Source organism: Aminobacter sp. NyZ550 (assembly GCF_025628925.2).
GTDB classification, from domain to species: Bacteria; Pseudomonadota; Alphaproteobacteria; order Rhizobiales; family Rhizobiaceae; genus Aminobacter; species Aminobacter ciceronei.
The window spans coordinates 3,395,499-3,414,393 of sequence record NZ_CP114190.1 but is presented as its reverse complement, the minus strand read 5'-3'; the positions used below and the strand labels follow the sequence as shown (position 1 = coordinate 3,414,393).

The 18,895-nt window shown below is 62.3% G+C and carries 20 protein-coding genes, 1 tRNA gene and 1 pseudogene; 11 read left to right on the top strand and 11 right to left on the bottom strand.

The window, feature by feature from the left end:
* Positions 1 to 102: 102 nt before the first annotated feature.
* Positions 103 to 951 (top strand): TrmH family RNA methyltransferase, encoded by an 849-nt coding sequence (locus N7E70_RS16925; RefSeq protein ID WP_263007051.1) that lies wholly within the window; start codon positions 103 to 105, stop codon positions 949 to 951.
* 106 nt (positions 952 to 1,057) lie between these two features.
* On the top strand, positions 1,058 to 1,480 hold the full coding sequence (locus N7E70_RS16920) for a hypothetical protein (RefSeq protein WP_263007050.1): 423 nt from the start codon (positions 1,058 to 1,060) through the stop codon (positions 1,478 to 1,480).
* Between the two features lie 3 nt (positions 1,481 to 1,483).
* Here N7E70_RS16920 and N7E70_RS16915 read toward each other — a convergent pair.
* Positions 1,484 to 2,196 (bottom strand): annotated as a pseudogene (locus N7E70_RS16915) (IS5 family transposase).
* 104 nt (positions 2,197 to 2,300) lie between these two features.
* On the opposite strand from N7E70_RS16915, the gene N7E70_RS16910 reads away from it, so the two are divergent.
* Positions 2,301 to 2,756, top strand: a complete 456-nt coding sequence (locus tag N7E70_RS16910; protein WP_263007049.1) for a WD40/YVTN/BNR-like repeat-containing protein — start codon at positions 2,301 to 2,303, stop codon at positions 2,754 to 2,756.
* A 107-nt stretch (positions 2,757 to 2,863) separates the two neighbouring features.
* Here N7E70_RS16910 and N7E70_RS16905 read toward each other — a convergent pair whose 3' ends face one another.
* The 3 genes from N7E70_RS16905 to gcl are packed head-to-tail and all read right to left on the bottom strand — an operon-like array spanning position 2,864 to position 6,407.
* Positions 2,864 to 3,781, bottom strand: coding sequence for a 2-hydroxy-3-oxopropionate reductase (locus tag N7E70_RS16905; RefSeq protein ID WP_263007048.1), 918 nt, complete (start codon positions 3,779 to 3,781; stop codon positions 2,864 to 2,866).
* A 30-nt stretch (positions 3,782 to 3,811) separates the two neighbouring features.
* On the bottom strand, positions 3,812 to 4,609 hold the full coding sequence (otnI, locus tag N7E70_RS16900; protein ID WP_154384187.1) for a 2-oxo-tetronate isomerase: 798 nt from the start codon (positions 4,607 to 4,609) through the stop codon (positions 3,812 to 3,814).
* A gap of 16 nt (positions 4,610 to 4,625) precedes the next feature.
* Complete coding sequence (gene gcl / locus N7E70_RS16895; RefSeq protein WP_263007047.1) at positions 4,626 to 6,407, bottom strand: glyoxylate carboligase; 1,782 nt, start codon at positions 6,405 to 6,407, stop codon at positions 4,626 to 4,628.
* A 193-nt stretch (positions 6,408 to 6,600) separates the two neighbouring features.
* On the opposite strand from gcl, the gene bhcR reads away from it, so the two are divergent.
* Complete coding sequence (gene bhcR, locus N7E70_RS16890; protein WP_263007046.1) at positions 6,601 to 7,437, top strand: HTH-type transcriptional regulator BhcR; 837 nt, start codon at positions 6,601 to 6,603, stop codon at positions 7,435 to 7,437.
* Positions 7,438 to 7,493: 56 nt separating this feature from the next.
* On the opposite strand, the gene N7E70_RS16885 is transcribed toward bhcR, so the two are convergent.
* A complete protein-coding gene (locus N7E70_RS16885; RefSeq protein ID WP_067961838.1) occupies positions 7,494 to 7,817 on the bottom strand; it encodes a BA14K family protein in 324 nt (107 codons plus the stop codon).
* A 202-nt stretch (positions 7,818 to 8,019) separates the two neighbouring features.
* Between N7E70_RS16885 and N7E70_RS16880 the strand changes: the two genes are divergently transcribed.
* Complete coding sequence (locus N7E70_RS16880) at positions 8,020 to 8,514, top strand: YbaK/EbsC family protein (RefSeq protein ID WP_263007045.1); 495 nt, start codon at positions 8,020 to 8,022, stop codon at positions 8,512 to 8,514.
* Positions 8,515 to 8,590: 76 nt separating this feature from the next.
* Positions 8,591 to 9,778, top strand: a complete 1,188-nt coding sequence (locus N7E70_RS16875; RefSeq protein ID WP_263007044.1) for an integrase core domain-containing protein — start codon at positions 8,591 to 8,593, stop codon at positions 9,776 to 9,778.
* Between the two features lie 44 nt (positions 9,779 to 9,822).
* On the opposite strand, the gene N7E70_RS16870 is transcribed toward N7E70_RS16875, so the two are convergent.
* Positions 9,823 to 9,898: transfer RNA gene (locus N7E70_RS16870), tRNA-Thr, on the bottom strand.
* A 161-nt stretch (positions 9,899 to 10,059) separates the two neighbouring features.
* On the opposite strand from N7E70_RS16870, the gene N7E70_RS16865 reads away from it, so the two are divergent.
* Positions 10,060 to 10,227, top strand: a complete 168-nt coding sequence (locus tag N7E70_RS16865) for a hypothetical protein (RefSeq protein WP_165915959.1) — start codon at positions 10,060 to 10,062, stop codon at positions 10,225 to 10,227.
* 23 nt (positions 10,228 to 10,250) lie between these two features.
* On the opposite strand, the gene N7E70_RS16860 is transcribed toward N7E70_RS16865, so the two are convergent.
* Positions 10,251 to 10,991, bottom strand: a complete 741-nt coding sequence (locus N7E70_RS16860; RefSeq protein ID WP_263007043.1) for a GGDEF domain-containing protein — start codon at positions 10,989 to 10,991, stop codon at positions 10,251 to 10,253.
* A 237-nt stretch (positions 10,992 to 11,228) separates the two neighbouring features.
* Between N7E70_RS16860 and N7E70_RS16855 the strand changes: the two genes are divergently transcribed.
* The 4 genes from N7E70_RS16855 (at position 11,229) to N7E70_RS16840 (ending at position 15,814) form a co-directional block, all read left to right on the top strand.
* On the top strand, positions 11,229 to 11,645 hold the full coding sequence (locus N7E70_RS16855; RefSeq protein ID WP_263007042.1) for a hypothetical protein: 417 nt from the start codon (positions 11,229 to 11,231) through the stop codon (positions 11,643 to 11,645).
* A 112-nt stretch (positions 11,646 to 11,757) separates the two neighbouring features.
* Positions 11,758 to 12,531 carry an NAD kinase gene (locus tag N7E70_RS16850; RefSeq protein ID WP_154384185.1) on the top strand — a complete coding sequence of 258 codons (774 nt, stop codon included), beginning with the start codon at positions 11,758 to 11,760 and terminating at the stop codon, positions 12,529 to 12,531.
* Between the two features lie 167 nt (positions 12,532 to 12,698).
* Positions 12,699 to 14,240, top strand: a complete 1,542-nt coding sequence (locus N7E70_RS16845; protein ID WP_263007041.1) for a DEAD/DEAH box helicase — start codon at positions 12,699 to 12,701, stop codon at positions 14,238 to 14,240.
* Between the two features lie 203 nt (positions 14,241 to 14,443).
* Positions 14,444 to 15,814: an IS1182 family transposase gene (locus N7E70_RS16840; RefSeq protein ID WP_263007040.1), complete on the top strand. Its 1,371-nt coding sequence runs from the start codon at positions 14,444 to 14,446 to the stop codon at positions 15,812 to 15,814.
* A 165-nt stretch (positions 15,815 to 15,979) separates the two neighbouring features.
* On the opposite strand, the gene N7E70_RS16835 is transcribed toward N7E70_RS16840, so the two are convergent.
* From N7E70_RS16835 to prfB, 4 genes are all read right to left on the bottom strand, one after another.
* Entirely contained in the window at positions 15,980 to 16,627 is a 648-nt protein-coding gene (locus N7E70_RS16835) for an OmpA family protein (protein WP_067961829.1), read from the bottom strand.
* Between the two features lie 150 nt (positions 16,628 to 16,777).
* On the bottom strand, positions 16,778 to 17,146 hold the full coding sequence (locus tag N7E70_RS16830; protein ID WP_192316330.1) for a GFA family protein: 369 nt from the start codon (positions 17,144 to 17,146) through the stop codon (positions 16,778 to 16,780).
* A gap of 103 nt (positions 17,147 to 17,249) precedes the next feature.
* Positions 17,250 to 17,585, bottom strand: coding sequence for a hypothetical protein (locus tag N7E70_RS16825; RefSeq protein ID WP_246765281.1), 336 nt, complete (start codon positions 17,583 to 17,585; stop codon positions 17,250 to 17,252).
* Between the two features lie 133 nt (positions 17,586 to 17,718).
* A protein-coding gene (gene prfB / locus N7E70_RS16820; protein ID WP_154384183.1) for a peptide chain release factor 2 occupies positions 17,719 to 18,850 on the bottom strand; the annotation gives its coding sequence in 2 pieces (ribosomal slippage) (positions 17,719 to 18,783 and positions 18,785 to 18,850; 1,131 coding nt in all).
* Positions 18,851 to 18,895: the final 45 nt, after the last annotated feature.

Sequence of the window (18,895 nt, the reverse complement as noted above, 5' to 3'; positions counted from 1 at the left end):
TTTTGGCCTGTCAACCGGACATGGTGCGTTTTCACGCGGATTATTCAAAGCGCCGACTAACGGGCCGTATCCAAAGCCAGGCGTGGCGGCTATAGCAGGCGCATGAGCGATACGAAAAAGCCCGGAACACCCAAGGACAGCCACTACGCCAAGCTGCGTCGCACCTTTCGCGACCAGAAAGCAGGCGGCGCGCCCGCCTTCAGGCCGAAGCGCCCGCTGCCTCCGGGCGAGAACGCGCCGGACGGCCTGGTGCGACTTTATGGCCTGCATACGGTGCGCGCGGCACTCGACAATCCGCGCCGCAAGATCAGGTGCATGCTGGTGACACGCAACGCCGCCGAACGGCTGGAAATTGCCGACATAGCCGCCCTGCCCTTTGCCGCAGAACTGGTCGAGCCGAAGGATATCGACAAGGTCACCGGCACCGACGCCGTCCACCAGGGCGTATTGATCGAAGCCGAGCCGCTGAAGGCCAAGGCGCTGTCGGCACTGGGCGATTCGCCGCTGATTCTGGTGCTCGACCAGGTGACCGACCCGCACAATGTCGGGGCAATCATTCGTTCGGCCGTGGCCTTCGGCGCTGGCGCGCTCATCACCACGCAGCGCCACAGTCCGCACGAAAGCGGCGTGCTGGCCAAATCGGCCTCTGGCGCGCTCGAGCACATCGACATGATCGAAGTGCGCAATCTCGCCGACGCGCTCGGCGTGCTGCACGAGGCCGGCTTCCAGACGATCGGACTTGATTCGGAAGGCCCCGCGGAACTTGAAAAGACATTTGCCGGTGACAAGGTCGCGCTGGTGCTCGGCGCCGAGGGCAAGGGCCTGCGCCAGAAGACCCGCGAAACCGTAACCGCACTGGCCCGCCTCGACATGCCGGGCGCGATCCATTCGCTCAACGTGTCGAATGCGGCGGCTGTATCGCTTTACGCGGCAAGGAAGTTCCTGCGCTGACCTCGCCTGAAACGAGGTAACGGCTCAGCTACGCCGTACGTTTTGCAGCCCCTTGACCTTCCACTTGGCGGAAGCCGTAGTTTCCATGGCGCAACGGAGTTTCGCCATGGCCTGCCGCCCCCACTTCCTTGCCTTCCTGTCAGTCATTCTTGCGCTCGGCACCGCCCTGCCCGCGACAGCACAGGGTGTGAGCGTGACGGATCTCGCCGGCAAAACGCATATCCACGGCCTCGCCTTCGACCGCGCCGATTCGTCGAGCGTTCTGGTTGCCACCCATCACGGGCTGATGAAGGCGGCGCCCGACGGCACGGTGACGCCGGTGTCGGACAGCCAGGACGACTTCATGGGCTTTACGCCGCACCCGGCCGACGCGACGATCCTGTTTGCCAGCGGGCATCCAAAGGGCGGCGGCAATCTCGGCTTCATCAGGTCGGACGATTCGGGAAAAAGTTGGCAGCAGATCGCGCCCGGTGTCGACGGCCCCGTCGATTTCCATCAGTTGGCCGTCAGCCCATCTAAGGCTTGTTGAGATTCATCGAGAGTTGATGACGGCGGCAACGAGATAGATCATAGCGGCGAAGCTCTGGTCGGTTTTGTCTGCGCGCATGGCGATGCGCTTGAATTCCTTGAGCTTGCAGAAGAAGTTTTCGATGAGGTGGCGCCACTTGTAGAGTTCCTTGTCGAGCGGCAGCGGCTTTGTGCGCCTTGGGTGCTGGGAGACGACGATCTTGGCGCCGCGCTCATTGAGATCGGTGATTATGTGATTGCTGTCGAAGGCCTTGTCGGCGATCAGCCCGCCAAAGTTGATGCCCTCGATCAGCGGCGCCACGCCGACCGTATCGAAGCGATGGCCGGGCATGAGTTCGAAGCGGACCAGATTGCCAAGCGCGTCTGTAAGGGCGAGGATCTTGGTCGTCATGCCCCCCTTGGATCGACCTATGGCCTGCCGCGTAGTCCCCCTTTTGCACCCTGGCCGTGACGATGGACCTTCACAATGGTGGCATCGACCATCGCATATTCCATATCCGGTTCGTCCGAGCAGACCTCGAAGAGCCTGATGAAAACATCAGCTTTCAACCAATCCCGATAGCGTTTGAAGGCCGTGTTCCAGTTTCCGAAAAAGGCCGGAAGATCGCGCCAGGGGCTACCCGTTCGCGCGATCCACAGCACCGCTTCGATGAAGCGGCGGTTGTCGCTCCCACTGCGCCCAGGGTCCGTCGGCTTGCCCAAACAATGAGGTTCCATCTTTGCCCATTGGGCGTCCGTCAAAACAAAGCGATCCATCCAAAGTGTGAATCACAATCCGCTCAATATGGGAATCCTGAATCTCAACAAGCCTTAATCCGGATGTGCTGTACGGTTCATATGGGGCGATCCAGGCCAGCCATGACGGCGGAAAGAGCTGGACGATCGCAGGCGACGCGCCGGCAAAGCTGATCGATCTCGCGGTCTCGCCAACAAACCCTGATATCGTCTACGCCGCAACCGAAGACGGGCTGATGGTGAGCCGTGACGGCGCGAGAAACTGGCAACAGCTCGCCCTCGGCGGCGCGCCGGTAACCACGGTGGAGCTGGCCGCCGACGGCACGATCTACGCGTTCGCGCCGGGGCGTGGCCTGCTACGTGCCACCGAGGCAGCGCCGGATTTCATGACGGTGGCAGAAGGCCCCGATCCTGCCGGCTACATCCTTCACTTGGCGCTGGATGCACCGGCATCCAACCGTATGGTCGCCGTCACCGGCACCAGCGCCATCGTCGTTTCAAGCGACGCCGGCGCGACATGGTCGGTTCTCGGGAGTAAGTGAAGCGCCCTTGGGAAACGCGGAACGGGCACCAGCGTCGCCGCTGGAGCCCGGTCCTCGACAGTGCTGGGACGATCACGGCGTGGGAACGTTGCGCCGTGGCTCCCCCCCTATGCCGCTTTGCCTTTGGTGTCGGCCGCTTCCGAGCCGACCTCGAAATTGGCCATGCGCTCGAGCGCGCGCACCAGCGCCGAATGGTCTTCCTTTGCCCCGCCATTGGCAGCGCAGGAGTTGAACAGCTCCTGCGTCATCGAAGTGTTGGGCAGCGAGACGCCAAGCGCCTTGGCGCCCTGAAGCGCCAGGTTGAGGTCCTTCTGGTGCAGTTCGATGCGGAAGCCCGGCGCAAAGGTGCGCTTGACCATGCGGTCACCGTGAACCTCGAGGATGCGCGAGGCGGCCAGGCCGCCCATCAGCGCCTGTCGGACTTTTGCCGGGTCGGCACCTGCCTTGGAGGCGAACACCAGTGCCTCGGCCACCGCTTCGATGGTCAGCGCCACGACGATCTGGTTCGCAACCTTGGTGGTCTGGCCGACACCGTTGGGTCCGACGAGCGTGATGTTCTTGCCCATCTTCTCGAACACCGGGCGGGCGCGCTCGAACGGCTTGTCCTCGCCGCCGACCATGATCGTCAGCGATGCCGCCTTGGCGCCGACCTCGCCGCCCGACACTGGCGCGTCGAGATAGTCGCAGCCGAGCGCGTTGATCTTTTTGGCGAATTCCTTGGTCTCGATCGGCGAGATCGAGCTCATGTCGACCACCAGCTTGCCTTTGGCAAGGCCTGAAGCGACGCCGTTCTCACCGAACAGAACATCAGCCACCTGCGGCGTATCCGGCACCATCAGGATGACGATGTCGGCAGCCTTGGCCAAGGCCTGGTGCCCGGTCACCGCTTTCAGCCCCTTGCCGACCAGTTCGGCCGGCAGCGCGCCACGATGATCGCTGGCGACGACCTCATAGCCGGCGTCGAGCAGGTGACCCGCCATCGGCGCGCCCATGATGCCCAGGCCGACAAATCCGATTTTTTCCATTTCCGTATTCCTTTATTCCAATGGCCGCGCTCAGGCCGCGGCGCTGCCCTTGTCGGCAAATCCGGCAAACCAGCCCAGGCCTTCGACCGTTCCGGCCTTGGGTTTGTATTCGGCGCCGACCCAGCCGGTGTAACCGATGCGGTCGAGGTGCTCGTAGAGGAACGGGTAGTTGATCTCGCCCGTGCCCGGCTCGTGACGTCCCGGATTGTCCGCCAGTTGCACATGCGCGATGCGCGGCAGATTGGCCTCGATGGTGCGGGCGAGATCACCCTCCATGATCTGCATGTGGTAGATGTCGTATTGCAGGAAGAGATTGTCCGAGCCGACCCTGTCGATGATGCCGAGCGCCTGCTTCGTGGTGTTCAGGAAGAAGCCCGGGATGTCCCTGGTGTTGATCGGTTCGATCAGCAGGCGAATACCCGCCGTCTTCAGCTTCTCCGCCGCAAAGGCGAGGTTTTCGACAAAGACGTTTTCCAGCACGTCACGGGCATTGCCCGCCGGCGCGATACCGGCCAGACAGTTCACCTGCTCGCAACCGAGCGCATGCGCATAGCTGATCGCCTTGGCGACGCCCTGGCGGAACTCGTGGATGCGGTCAGGCAGCACGGCGATACCGCGCTCGCCAGCCGCCCAGTCACCGGGCGGCAGGTTGAACAGCGCCTGGGTCAGGCCGTTTTTCTTGAGGCGCGCGGCAACCACGTCGGGCGCATGATCATAAGGCGCGATATATTCGACGGCCTTGAAGCCGGCGCGGGCCGCGGCGTCGAAGCGGTCGAGAAAGTCATGCTCGCCAAAGAGCATCGACAGGTTGGCTGAAAACTTGGGCATTGGTGTTTCCTCAAAATCAGTCGAGCAGGACGATGGCGGTCGGTGCGTCTTCGTTGCTCTCGGCAAGCTCTTCGAACTCGACGACGTTGTCGATCTCGATGCCCATGGAGATGTTGGTGACGCGTTCGAGGATGAACTCGAGGACGACCGGCACCTGGTGCTCCTTCATGAGCTGCTTGGCCTGCTTGAAGGCAGCGGCGAACTCCTCCGGCTTGCGGACGCGGACCGCCTTGCAGCCCATGGCCTCGGCAACCGCGACGTGGTCGACACCATAACCCGCCTCCGGATCGTCGGCGCGGTTGATGTTTTCGAAGGCCAGGCTGACCTCGAAATCCATCTGGAAGCCGCGCTGCGCCTGGCGGATCAGGCCCAGATAGGCGTTATTCACGACGACATGGATATAGGGCAGCTTGTGCTGGGCGCCGACGGCCAGTTCCTCGATCATGAACTGGAAGTCGTAGTCACCCGACAAGGCAACGATATCGCGATCCGGATCGGCGGCACGGACGCCGAGTGCTGCCGGCAAGGTCCAGCCGAGCGGGCCGGCCTGGCCGCAATTGATCCAGTTGCGCGGCTTGTAGACGTGCAGGAATTGCGCACCGGCGATCTGCGACAGGCCGATAGTCGTCACATAGGTGGTGTCGCGACCGAACGCCCGGTTCATTTCCTCATAGACGCGCTGCGGCTTGAGCGGCACCTGATCGAAATGGCTCTTGCGCTTCATCGTCTTCCGGCGCGCCTGGCATTCCTCAGCCCAGCTCGACCAGTCGCGCAGCTTGCCCGCCGTCTTCCACTCGGTGGCGACGTCAAGCAGCATCTTCAGGGCCGCACCGGCATCCGACGTCACGCCGAGATCTGGCGCAAAGACGCGGCCGATCTGGGTCGGTTCGATGTCGATGTGGACGAACTTGCGGCCGGCCGTGTACTTTTCGACCGAGCCGGTGTGGCGGTTGGCCCAGCGGTTGCCGACGCCAAGAACGAAATCCGAGGCGAGCATGGTCGCATTGCCATAGCGGTGCGAGGTCTGCAGGCCGCACATGCCGGCCATCAAGCGGTGGTCATCGGGGATCGAGCCCCAGCCCATCAGCGTCGGGATGACGGGGACGCCAGTGATCTCGGCGAACTCGATGAGCAAATCAGAAGCGTCAGCGTTGATGACGCCGCCGCCGGCAACGATCAGCGGCTTCTCCGCCTCGTTGAGCATCGCCAGCGCCTTTTCGGCCTGGGCGCGGGTCATTGCCGGCTTGTGGATGGCGAGCGGCTCGTAGGCGTCGATGTCGAATTCGATCTCGGCGAGCTGGACGTCGACCGGAAGATCGACAAGAACCGGGCCCGGGCGACCCGAGCGCATCAGGAAAAATGCCTTCTGCAGCGCCATCGGAACCAGATACGGTTCCATGACAGTGACAGCCCACTTGGTGACGGGGGCTGCGATCGCGGCGATGTCGACGGCCTGGAAATCTTCCTTGTTCAGCCGCGCACGCGGCGCCTGACCGGTGATGCAGAGGATCGGGATCGAGTCGGCGGACGCAGAATACAGGCCGGTGATCATATCGGTGCCGGCCGGACCCGAGGTACCAATGCACAGGCCGATATTGCCGGCCTTGGCGCGGGTGTAACCTTCGGCCATGTGCGAGGCGCCCTCGACGTGGCGGGCCAGAACGTGCCGAACGGTACCGCGCGCCTTCAGTGCCGAATAGAACGGGTTGATGGCCGCACCCGGCACACCGAAGGCACACGAGATGCCTTCCTTCTCAAGAACGAGGACCGCTGCATCGACAGCGCGCATCCTGGCCATGGTCTTACCTCCAACTGGAAACTGATGTTGGCTGATCGTGTCATCGGCGACCGGATTTTGCAATTTTTTCAAAATATTTTTTCATTCCATAATATGCAGGCTTAACATATGATTTTACGTCGCTTTTTATTTTTCGTTGCATCGCGCGTCATTTTGGATGAAAAAGTTTTTTAAAAGCAATTGGAGCTATGACATGGCAGCGTTGGAGAAACGGCAGCGTGGACGGCCCCGGGCGTTCCAGCCCGCGCCGGACGCCGGATCGGTGCAGTCGCTCGACCGTGCGCTGCGCATCCTCGCCATCGTTGCGCACAGTGACGGCCTGTCTTTGAGCGAGATTTCAGCGGCCTCCGACCTTGCCGCCGCCACCGCCTATCGCATGCTGACCACCTTGCAGAACCACGGCATGGTGGAATTCGACAGCGATGGCCAGCTCTGGTCGATCGGGGTCGAGACCTACCGCATGGGGTCGGCCTTCCTGCGCCGGCGCAAGCTCGTCGACCGCGCGCGGACGGTGATGCAGGAGCTGATGGAAAAGACCGGCGAGACCGCCAATCTCGGCGTTGCCGAGGACGATTGCGTGGTTTTCGTCAGCCAGGTCGAGACGCATCAAGCGATCCGCGCCTTCTTCCGGCCGGGCACGCGCAGCCCCTTCCATGCCTCCGGCATCGGCAAGGCCGTGCTTGCCCATCTCGACCGCGACCGGGTCAACGCCATTGTGCGCAAGGCAGGGCTCGATGCCTATACGGAAAGGACGTTGTCCGAACCGGCGCTGCTTGCCCGCGACCTCGAGCAGATCCGTAACCGCGGCTGGTCGGTCGACGACGAAGAACGCTATCCCGGCATGCGCTGCATCGCCGCCGCGGTGTTCAACGAATTCGGCGAACCCATTGGCGGCGTTTCGGTTTCCGGGCCGACGGTGCGCGTGACGTCGGAACGTCTCGGCGAAATCGGCCCGATCGTCCGCGACGCCGCAGCGGAACTGACCAGGATGATCGGCGGCTCGCCCGACGGAACGGTGCCGGGCCTCTGAAAACGCAATGTGGGAGAAGGGTTTGCCCCCTCTCCCACAATGCAATCCGGTTCCGACTACAGGCGACAGTAGCGCAGGCGGCCGTCATAGCCGACATAGGTGTCGGTACGCGGATCGTAGCTGCGGTAACGTGCGAAGCAGCGCTGGACATGGCTGTCGTAAGGGTCGACCGGGTAGTAGGCGTCGTAGTAGGGCCCGGGCGCCGGGCGATGGCCGCCGGCAATGATCGCCCCGGCGATGAAACCGCCGGCGCCGGCAAGCGCTGCAGCCTCGGCGCGGGTCAAGCCGCCGGCGGACGACTGCTGGACGGTGCCGATGAGGCCGGTTGCGACGACGGTGGCTGCGATAAGGCCCGAAATCATCTTGCTCTTGAAAGACATGGTGCTCTCCTCGGTTGATCTGGGAGGCGTTTCTCCGCCTCATGCCAGTCAGTCGTGGCCAGCTGCCAAAAGGTTCACGTCGCCTGTGATTTTTTTGTCGGTGGCTTAAGACGACGATCCGCGTGAGCCATCGCCTCAACTTGACAGCGGCGTAACAACGGCTGAAGTCACCGCATTCGCAATGACCACCGCTGGAACGATCATGAGCCTGCAATCCGTCAAAGCCTTCTTCGCCGAACACGCTCCCGATATCGAGGTCATCGAGACACCGACAAGCTCGGCAACCGTGGCGCTGGCGGCCGCGGCACATGGCGTCGAGCCGGCACAGATCGCCAAGACCATCTGCATGCGCGTCGGCGAGCGGGTGGTCCTTGTCGTCGCGCGCGGCGATGCACGCATCGACAACCGCAAATGCCGCGACGCCTTCGGCGCCAAGCCACGCATGCTTGATGTCGAGCAGGTGGCGGAATTGACCGGACATCCCGTCGGCGGCGTCTGCCCGTTCGGCCTGGCAACGCCATTGCAGGTCTATTGCGACGTATCGCTGCGTGCCTATGACGAAGTCGTGCCCGCGGCCGGCGCTACCAACGCCGCGGTGCGAATCGGCGTCGAGCGTATGGCAACGCTCGTCGGCGCCGACTGGTGCGACATCTGCCAGGACGCCGTTGGCAAGACGGACGCGGAAGCTGCTGAATAATGAGCGACCCGAGACATAGGTGACGTTTCGTACCGGACACATGGGTAACACTTTTGGCTTTTGGCCGGAGGTGTTGATGCCGTGGAAGGAGAGTTCGGTGATGGAGGAACGTCTTCGTTTTGTTGCGCGGCTTCTGGATGGCGAGGGCATGAGTGATGTGTGCCGAGAGTTCGGGATTTCCCACAAGACCGGCTACAAGATCCTCAACCGCTACAAGGACGACGGCCTGGAGGCGCTGACCGACCGGTCACGGCGGCCGGTCCGCTATGCCAACCAACTGCCCTGTCAGATCGAGCAGGCGATTGTGAAGGCCAAGAAGGACAAGCCGCACTGGGGCGCCAGGAAGATCCGTGAGCTTCTGGTGCGCAAGCTGGCCGGCGACGTTCGGCTGCCGTCGACGAGCACGGTCCATGCCGTGCTCGACCGCCACGGCCTTGTCACGCGCGCCCGTCAGAGGCGGCGCTGCAAGGCCGAGGGCACGCCGCTGTCGGCGGCATGCTGCCCCAACGATCTGTGGTGTGTCGATTTCAAGGGCGAGTTCAGGCTCGGCAATCGCCAGTACTGTTACCCTTTGACGGTGACTGACCAGGCCTCGCGCATGATCCTTCTGTGCGAAGCCCTCGAATCAACGCGGGAGGTGCCCGTCGTCGAAGCCTTCGTGAGGTTGTTCAAGCAGCGCGGCCTGCCGGCGGCGATCAGAAGCGACAACGGGCTGCCCTTCGCCTCTCCCAACGGGCTCTACAATCTGTCCAGGCTCTCGGTCTTCTGGCTGCGGCTGGGCATCGACATCGAGCGCATCAAACCCGGCAACCCGCAGCAGAACGGCAGGCATGAGCGTATGCACCGGACCCTCAAGCAGGAGACGACCCGGCCGCCGGGCATGAACATTCTACAGCAGCAGGCCAGGTTCGATGCATTCGTCAGCGAATTCAATGCCGAACGACCGCACCAAGCGATCGGCATGAAGGTGCCGGACGAACTCTATAAGCCCTCTTCAAGAGCCTATGAGGGGCTGCCAGACCTGCATTACCCCTTCCATGACCGCGACATCCTCGTCACCGCCTGTGGCCGCATCTGCATGCACCGCAAGAAGATCAATATCTCGACCGTGCTCGCCGGCCAGAGGCTCGGAATCACTGAAGTCGACGACGCCATTTGGCTCGTCTCCTTCATGCACTATGATCTTGGCTATATCGACCTCGAACAGAGGACCCTGCAGACCATCGACAACCCGTTCGGCACGAGGTTGTCACCCATGTCTTAGGTACAAACTGTTACCTATGTCTTCGGGCTGTACATAAGAAGAGCTGGTGCCCCCGGCAGGAATCGAACCCGCGACCTTCGGTTTACAAAACCGCTGCTCTACCAGCTGAGCTACAAGGGCAATTCGCCCCGGTTAGCATATTTTGCGGCGCAGTAAAGACAATTTCGGGCGAGCCGCGCGGCATCCCCAGATGCGCACAAGCCCCGCGCCCTAAAACTGAAGCCTCGCGCCCACTATATCCAGATCGCAGGCAGCATGAACGCCGGCGCTAGAGGTGATGGATGATCAGGTTCGTGATTATTGCCGTGGTGGTGATTGTCGCGTGGCTGCTTTTGCTCAAGCTTTTCCGCCAGATGAAAGAGGCGCGGGTCGACTGGACCGGAATCGCCACGATCATCGGCTTTATCGTGCTCGCCATCTACCTGCACTATGTCACCGGCATCGGCTGACCCTGCCCCCCCGCAAGACGGCCTCAGACAACCGGCACCACCGGACTGGCAAACACCACACGATTGCGCCCCTGTTCCTTGGCCTCATAGAGGCAGCGGTCGGCAAGGCGCATGAGCTGCGATGTTGGTTGCTGCCCAGCGGATACGACCGCACCGATGCTGACCGTCAGGCGATGCGGGCGGCCTTCCACCGGATAGAATGCAAGCCGCTCGACCTCGACGCGGACCCGCTCGGCGACAGCGGCCGCCTCATCCGGACCTGTGGTTGGCAGGAAGGCGCAGAACTCCTCACCGCCGACACGCCCGACCAGGTCGTTTTCGCGGATCGCCGAACGTAGCGCCTTCGAGATCAGCTTGAGCGCCTCGTCGCCGACGAGGTGGCCAAAGGTGTCGTTGATGCTCTTGAAATTGTCGGCGTCGATCAGAAGCAGCGCGCCGGAATCGCATTTGCGCCTGGCTTGTTTCGATTTCTCGAAAAATGCCTCGCGGTTCAGCAGCCCGGTCATGTGGTCGTGCGTTGCTTTTGCCTTCAACTGCATGTGGGCTTGCGACAGTTCGGCAAGCGCACGGCTGAGTTTCTCGTTCTGCCAGAAGATCAGGAATGCCGCAGGAAATGCCGTCAGCACCGGCAGGATCGAATTCATAGCAAAGACGAACGCCGTGAAGGACTGGCCGGCTGAATGACGGATCGAAAACGAAACGACCTGGGTCACGAGGATGACGGCGATGGTGACCAGGCTGGCCTTGAACGTGATCTTCCACACGACGATCCCCTTCCATGTCCGGGTCCGAATGCAGAGCTGGATAGCGAGCGAAGCTTAACGCTTTGCGATCCGGCCATGGATGTATCTCGCTGACGGAATGCGTAAGTGGTGTGAGCCCCGTGGAAATGTACGCCTGCCTCCGGCACAGTCTTTGTCGAGGCAGATACTTGACCTTCCCGAAGCCGATGGCGGAATGTAGGCCCGAACGACATCGAATCCCCGTCCGTGGAGTAGCAAATGCTAAAGCAAGTCTTGGTCGCCTCTGCCCTGGCGGCGATCACCGTTTCCGCAGCTCAGGCGCAGACATGCGAAAAGAACTTCAAGGTCAGCGGCATTCCGCTGGTTACGGCCGTTTCCTTCAAGAGTTCGCAGTCGTTTCCCAAGGTCAAGCAGGCCCAGGCGCTGAAGCGCCTCGCCCAGGCAATCGCCGCCGAGGGCTTCTCCGGCATCACGGTCAACGAGGAGCTAGGTGCGATCGACGCCTATCAGGAGACTTCGGGCAGCGGCCGGCCGCAGACCTTGCGCGTCGTCGCACGGAGCCAGGGCGGCGGCACGTTGGTCAATGCCGTGTTCAACATCCAGCCGGGCCAGGTGACCACCAACGACGTTGTCCGCACCGGCATGTGCTCGATCATCCGCTCGGCCGGCGGTTGAGCTCCGGCTCGAGGCGAGCGCAGGCCGGCTGGCTCCCTTTGCTTTGGCAAATCAGCGTGCTACCCCGTTGCCGGCGGCCGGCATCGGCGTTCGGACCGCCGGCAGGGAGCACATGGACGCCAAGTCGCTGACATTTTCGTTCGCATCGTCAGGCACGGCGGAGGCGGATGCCGCAGCCAAGCGGCTTGCCCAGCGCTATGGCCAGATTCCTCATGAACAGGCCGACATTGTCGTCGCGCTGGGCGGCGACGGTTTTCTGCTCCAGACGCTGCGTGAGACGATGAGCACCGGCAAGCGGGTCTACGGCATGAACCGTGGCACCGTCGGTTTCCTGATGAACGAATACCGCGAAGGCGCCCTGCCCGAGCGCCTTGCGGCTGCGGTGCCCGAAACCATCCGGCCGCTGGAAATGATGACCGTCGACGACACCGGCACGTCAAGGGAAGCGCTGGCGATCAACGAGGTTTCGCTGCTGCGCCAATCCTACCAGGCAGCCCGGCTGCGCATTTCGGTCGACGGCAAGGTCAGGCTGGACGAGTTGATTTGCGACGGCGTCATGGTGGCGACGCCGGCAGGGTCCACTGCCTACAATCTGTCGGCCCACGGCCCTATCCTGCCGCTCGATGCGCCGCTGCTGGCCCTGACCCCGGTCAGCCCGTTTCGACCCAGACGCTGGCGCGGTGCGTTGCTGCCCAAGACGGCGGTTGTTCGCTTCGACATTCTGGAAGAGCAAAAGCGGCCGGTGAACGCAGTTGCCGACCATACCGAGGTCAAGTCTGTGGTTTCAGTGGAAGTTCGGGAATCCGCTGTGCACACCGCGACGCTGCTGTTCGACCCGGGCCATTCCTGGAGCGAACGCATCCTGGCCGAGCAATTCAAATACTGACCATTGGGCCACAGCTGGAAGTATTCAGCTGCAATCGCCACGTGTGTGCCAGTTTGAGTTGACAAATCGCGCACTTACGCCTATCGCGTTGCGGCATATTGCAGGCGGTTTGCGCCTGTCGTGGCCAGCGTGCCGCGCCCTTGAACGAGCAAAGACAGCCAACACACTTGTCCGAAGACACTCAGACCGCTCCAGAAGCGTTGACCTTCGCAGACCTCGGCCTTTCGCCGAAGGTCCTTTCCGCAGTCACCGACGCGGGCTACACCCAGCCCACGCCGATCCAGGCAGGCGCGATTCCGCACGCACTGCAGGGCAAGGACGTTCTCGGCATCGCCCAGACAGGCACCGGCAAGACGGCTTCGTTCGTGCTGCCGATGCTGACGCGCCTCGAAAAGGGCCGCGCCCGTGCGCGCATGCCACGCACTCTGATCCTTGAGCCGACGCGTGAACTCGCGGCGCAGGTCGAGGAGAACTTCGTCAAGTACGGCAAGAACCACCGGCTGAACATCGCGCTGCTGATCGGCGGCGTGTCGTTCGACGAGCAGGAAAAGAAGCTCGAGCGCGGCGCCGACGTCCTGATCGCCACGCCCGGCCGCATGCTCGACCATTTCGAGCGCGGCAAGCTGCTGCTGACCGGCGTCGAGATTCTCGTCATCGACGAGGCCGACCGCATGCTCGACATGGGTTTCATCCCCGACATCGAGCGCATCTGCAAGCTGATCCCGTTCACGCGCCAGACGCTGTTCTTCTCGGCGACGATGCCGCCTGAAATCACCAAGCTCACCGAGCAGTTCCTGCATGCGCCGGTGCGTGTCGAGGTTGCCAAGGCGGCCTCTACCGCCGTCAACATCACCCAGCGCCTTGCCAAATCCGGCCCCAAGCCCTGGGACAAGCGCGAGACCCTGCGCCGCCTGATCAAGGCGGAAGGCGACGAGATCAAGAACGCGATCATCTTCTGCAACCGCAAGGTCGATGTCTCGGAATTGTTCCGCTCGCTGGTCAAGCACGACTTCGATGCCGGCGCGCTGCATGGCGACATGGACCAGCGAGCGCGCATGACCATGCTGTCCAATTTCCGCGACGGTAAACTGCGCCTTCTCGTAGCGTCGGACGTTGCCGCGCGCGGCCTCGACATCCCTGATGTCAGCCACGTCTTCAATTACGACGTGCCGATCCATGCAGAGGACTACGTCCACCGGATCGGCCGTACCGGTCGCGCCGGACGCTCGGGCAAGTCGTTCACCATCGCGACGCGTTCCGACACCAAATATGTCGACGCCATCGAAAAGCTGATCGGCAACAAGATCGAATGGCACGACGGTGACCTGTCGACTGTCGTTGCCAGCGAAGGCGACGACGAGGCTCCGCGCCGCGGCCGTGGCGCGCCACGTCGCGCCGGCGGCAAGGACAAGCCAGGCCGCGAGCGCGACCGCAGGCCGCGTGACGAGGCACCGGTTGTCGAGGCTGCCGCCATCGTGGCAGCCGAAGCGCCTGCAGACAACGTCGTTGCCGACATCAACGAGCGCCGTGAACGCAAAGAAGCGATCAGGAACGGCAATGCCGATCGCAAACACCGCGAGCACGAGGACCGGCCGCGACGCGACGATCATCGTGGCAATCGCCGCCATCAGCGCGAGGAAGACGACGACCGCACTGTCGGCTTCGGCGACGACATGCCAGCCTTCATGCTCATCGCGACAAACATCTGAGCGACAAGACGCTCCAGCAAAATGGCCCCAAACGGGGCCATTTTCTTTTGCTGCTACACCCATCCTGATGTCGTTCAGTCGAGACGGCTTCGTCAGCGCGCCATGTTTTTCGCACCGGCGCTCAATGAAAAACGGCCCCGCAAGGGGCCGTCAGACTGCTGACAAACCCCTGGCGAGAGTTGGGGGTTTGTGATTCAGGGGTGATGTTGAAGCGAGCCGGCCCTGAACAAACCGCACTTGAGATCGTCACGCTCGATCAACTGGTTCCAGTTGATCACCTTCTGCACAAGATCGATGGTGTTATCGATTTCTCGTTCATCCACGATCTGACAGCGCCGCTTTACTGCGCCGACAATGGTCGCCCGCCACTTGATCCGACCTTGATGTTCAAGGCGCTGTTCATCGGCTACCTGTTCGGGGTGCGCTCGGAGCGGCAATTGGTGCGAGAGATCGAGGTCAATGTCGCCTACCGGTGGTTCCTGCGGCTGAAGCTGACGGACAAGGTGTTCGACGCCTCGACATTGTCGCAGAACCGCCGCCGGCGCTACCAGGACGAGACGATCGCGCAGGCGATCTTCGACCGCATTGTCGAGCAGGCGATCGGGGCAGGCTTGGTCGACGGCACGGTGCTCTACACCGACAGCACGCACCTGAAGGCCAATGCCAACAAGGGCAAGTACGACCTTGCCATGGTCGCCAAGTCGCGTGCCGACTACTGGGGCGAGCTCGACCGGGCGATCGATGCCGAACGGGCGTTGCACGGCCAGAAGGCGCTGAAGGAGCAGGAGCGGCAGCCTGCGGTGAAAGAGACGAAGGTCTCGCGCACCGATCCTGAGGCTGGCTATATGGTGCGCGAGGGCAAGCCGAAGGGCTTCTTTTATCTCGATCACCGCACGGTGGATGGCGGCTTCGGCATCATCACCGACACGTTTGCCACGCCGGCCAACGTGCATGACTCGATCGTCTATCTCGACCGGCTCGACCGCCAGGTGGAGCGTTTCGGCTTCGACGTCACGGCGGCGGGGCTGGATGCCGGCTATGCCACGCCAGGCATCGCCAAGGGCCTGGAGGACAGGAACATCCACGGTGTCGTCGGCTATCGCAACCCGACCCGGCCAAAGCCTGGCAAGATGAGGAAGGGCGCTTTCGTCCATGAGCCGGACCTTGACGGCTATCGTTGCCCGCAGGGCCAGTTGCTCACTTACGCCACCACCGATCGCGGCGGTTATCGCCACTACAGGAGCGACCCGACGATCTGCCGCAACTGTCCGCTGCTGGCGTCTTGCACATCAAACGCCAAGGCCGAGCGCACCATCACGCGCCATGTCTGGCAGGATGTCCGCGAGCGGGTCGATGCCAACCGCTTAACCGCATGGGGCAAGGCGATCTATCGACGCCGCAAGGAGACGGTCGAGCGATCCTTCGCCGATGCCAAGCAGCTCTTCGGCCATCGCTATGCCCGCTTCCGAGGGCGAACACGCGTCGCCTGCCAGTGCCTGATCGCAGCCGCCGCCCAGAACATGAAAAAGATCGCAATCAGCCTCTGGCCAAAGCCAAAACCAAGCCTCGCATGAGGCCAAAGCCGGCTCGCAACGGCCTTGGCATCTGCCCCCCCGACATCGATCCAAAAGCTCAATCAACCCACAAAACAAAACCCCGCCGAAATTCGACGGGGTTTTGTCAGCAGTCTGACGGTCCCGCAAGGGGCCGTCTCTTTCATGAGTTTTCCGGTCTGCAGCTCAGGTGAGCGGCGACAACTGAATCTCGACGCGGCGGTTTTGCGCGCGGCCTTCCGAAGTCGCGTTGGACGCAATCGGGCGAGTCGCACCAAAACCGGTAACGGCAAAGCGCCTGGAATCGACGCCCTGGGCACCAAGGTAGTTGGCGACCGACAACGCGCGACGCTGTGACAGGTCGAAATTGTGCTGGTCGCCGCCGGTCGAATCGGTATGACCGAACACGTCGACGGTGGTCTGGTTGAACTTCTTGAGCACCAGCGCCACCGAGTTCAGCGTGTTGTAGAAGCCGGCCTTCACCGCGTCCTGGTCGGTGGCAAAGGTGATGTTCGACGGCATGTTCAGGATGATCTGGTCGCCGGCGCGGGTGACGCTGACGCCGCTGCCCTGCAGCTGGGCACGCAGCTCGGATTCTTGCCGATCCATGTAGCCGCCGGCGAGACCACCGGCGAGAGCGCCGACACCAGCACCGATCAGCGCATTGCGGCGGTCATTGCCGCCGGCGAGCAGACCAAGGCCGGCGCCGGCGAGTGCGCCGATACCAGCGCCTGCAGCGGCGTTCGAAACCTTCTGCTGACCGGTATAAGGATCGGTCGTGCACGCACCGACAAGCATGCTGCCAGCCAGCGCGAAAATCACTGTCTTCTTCATCAGGATGTGTCCCTCTCCGTACCGCGAAACGCGTCGGGCGTTCCGCGCAAAGCCCTTCACCGGCCTTGTAGCATGAAATACGGCGAAAAACGGAACGGAAGCAGTGGCAAATGGGCAAACTCGGACCTGACTGCAGGACAAATTGGTCGGCTACCAGAGGTTCTTGCCGTCGAGCACGACGACTTCGATCCGATCGAGGTCGAAATCATCGAAAAGGCGCGCATTGACGCTCACCTTGGGATTGTCGAAGTCGGCTTCGCCGGTCGACCAGTCAGGCGTCTCGGTGAAGGTACCGCAGCCGCAGATGGCGCAGAAACCATGCTTCACCACACTCGAATCGCGCGCGTAGATCGAGACGTTTTCGGGCGGACTGGTCAGCTTGAACTGGGCAGGCACGTAATAGGCCCAAAGCGCACCACGCTTGGAGCAGAACGTGCAGGTGCAGAAGGTCACCGTCTCTGGCACCTCCGTTACCTCAAACATAGTCGCCTTGCAGTGACAGCTGCCCTTGATCACCATCCTGGTCTTCCTCGCATGTCGTTTTGAGTCGCTTTCCTGCGACGGCGCACCATAGCGAGACGCTGCTGACACGCTGGTGTCAGCAGAACGGCTGTCAGGATTGTCAGTAGGACTTCGGCGGCACGAACAGGCAGATGGTTTTGCTGTCATCGGCACCCGCGACGGAGCACCAATGATATTGGCCATCAGGCGATTCGTGGATCCGTGCATCCTGGTAGGTCACCACCTCGCCAGTGCCCTCGATGACATAGCCTTGTGGCCGCTCGCTTATCGCCTGCTTCGGCACCTCACGGCAGTCGTAGCCGGAACAGCAAGCGAAGGGATAAGTCCAGCCTTTCGGCGCGTCGTGGGATAGAGCGAGCGGCGTGCTGAGCGAAATCAGCGCGAGCGTGGACAGTGCAAGGATGTATCGGCGCAAACGGAGGTTTTCTGGACGCATAGCGTCATCCCCTGAGATTACCTCCCAAGCGAATCCTGCTCCCGCACGCTTAACGAAATCCTACCTGAAATGTTCCGTCGAGGGGCAACCCGGTCATCACGCTTTAGCGATGACAGGGTGATGCCGGAAAGGGCTAGTCCAGATCGGCAACCGCCTGCCCTGCCCCGCCTTCGATGCGCTGCGACAGCGACGCTTCCATGAAGTCGTCGAGATCGCCGTCGAGGACGTCGGACGGGCTGGTGCTTTCGACGCCGGTGCGCAGATCCTTCACCAGCTGATAAGGCTGGAGCACGTAGGAGCGGATCTGGTGACCCCAGCCGATGTCGGTCTTGGCCGATTCCGTTGCGTTGGCGATGGCTTCGCGCTTCTTCAGCTCTTCCTCATAGAGGCGCGAGCGCAACATTTCCCAGGCCTTGGCCTTGTTCTTGTGCTGCGAACGTTCGGCCTGGCAGGCAACAGCGATGCCGGTGGCGATGTGTGTGATGCGCACCGCCGAGTCGGTGGTGTTGACGTGCTGGCCGCCGGCGCCCGACGAACGGTAGGTGTCGATGCGCACATCCGATTCCGAGACGTCGATCTCGATCGAATCGTCGACCACCGGGTAGACCCAGATGCTCGAGAACGAAGTGTGGCGGCGCGCATTGCTGTCATAGGGCGAAATGCGGACCAGGCGGTGGACGCCCGATTCCGTCTTCAGCCAGCCATAGGCGTTGTGGCCCTTGATCAGCAGCGTGGCAGACTTGATGCCGGCCTCTTCGCCGTCATGGACTTCCAGTACCTCGACCTTGAACCGGCGACGTTCTGCCCAGCGCGTGTACATGCGCAAGAGCATGTTGGCCCAGTCCTGGCTCTCGGTGCCGCCGGCACCAGCGTGCACTTCGAGATAGGTGTCGTTCTGGTCAGCTTCGCCCGACAGCAGCGACTCGATCTGGCGCGCCCGGATCTCGCCGGCCAGCGAACGGATGGCGGTTTCCGCTTCGCTGATGATGTCAGCGTCGCCTTCTTCCTCGCCCATCTCGATCAGGCCGATATTGTCGTCCAGCGCCTGGCTCAGGCCCTTGATGGCCTTGATATTGTCGTCGAGCGACTGGCGCTCGCGCATCAGCTTCTGGGCTTCCTGCGGGTCGTTCCAGAGGTTGCCGTCCTCTGCCCGCATGTTCAGGTAATCAAGTCGTTTTACCGCTTGATCCCAGTCAAAGATGCCTCCTCAGCAGGGTTATCGCCTGCCTGATTTCGTCGACAATGTTCTGCGTTTCCGCGCGCATGGAGATCGCTTCTTTTTGCTTGTTTCGCGCCCGAAGGCGGCTGTT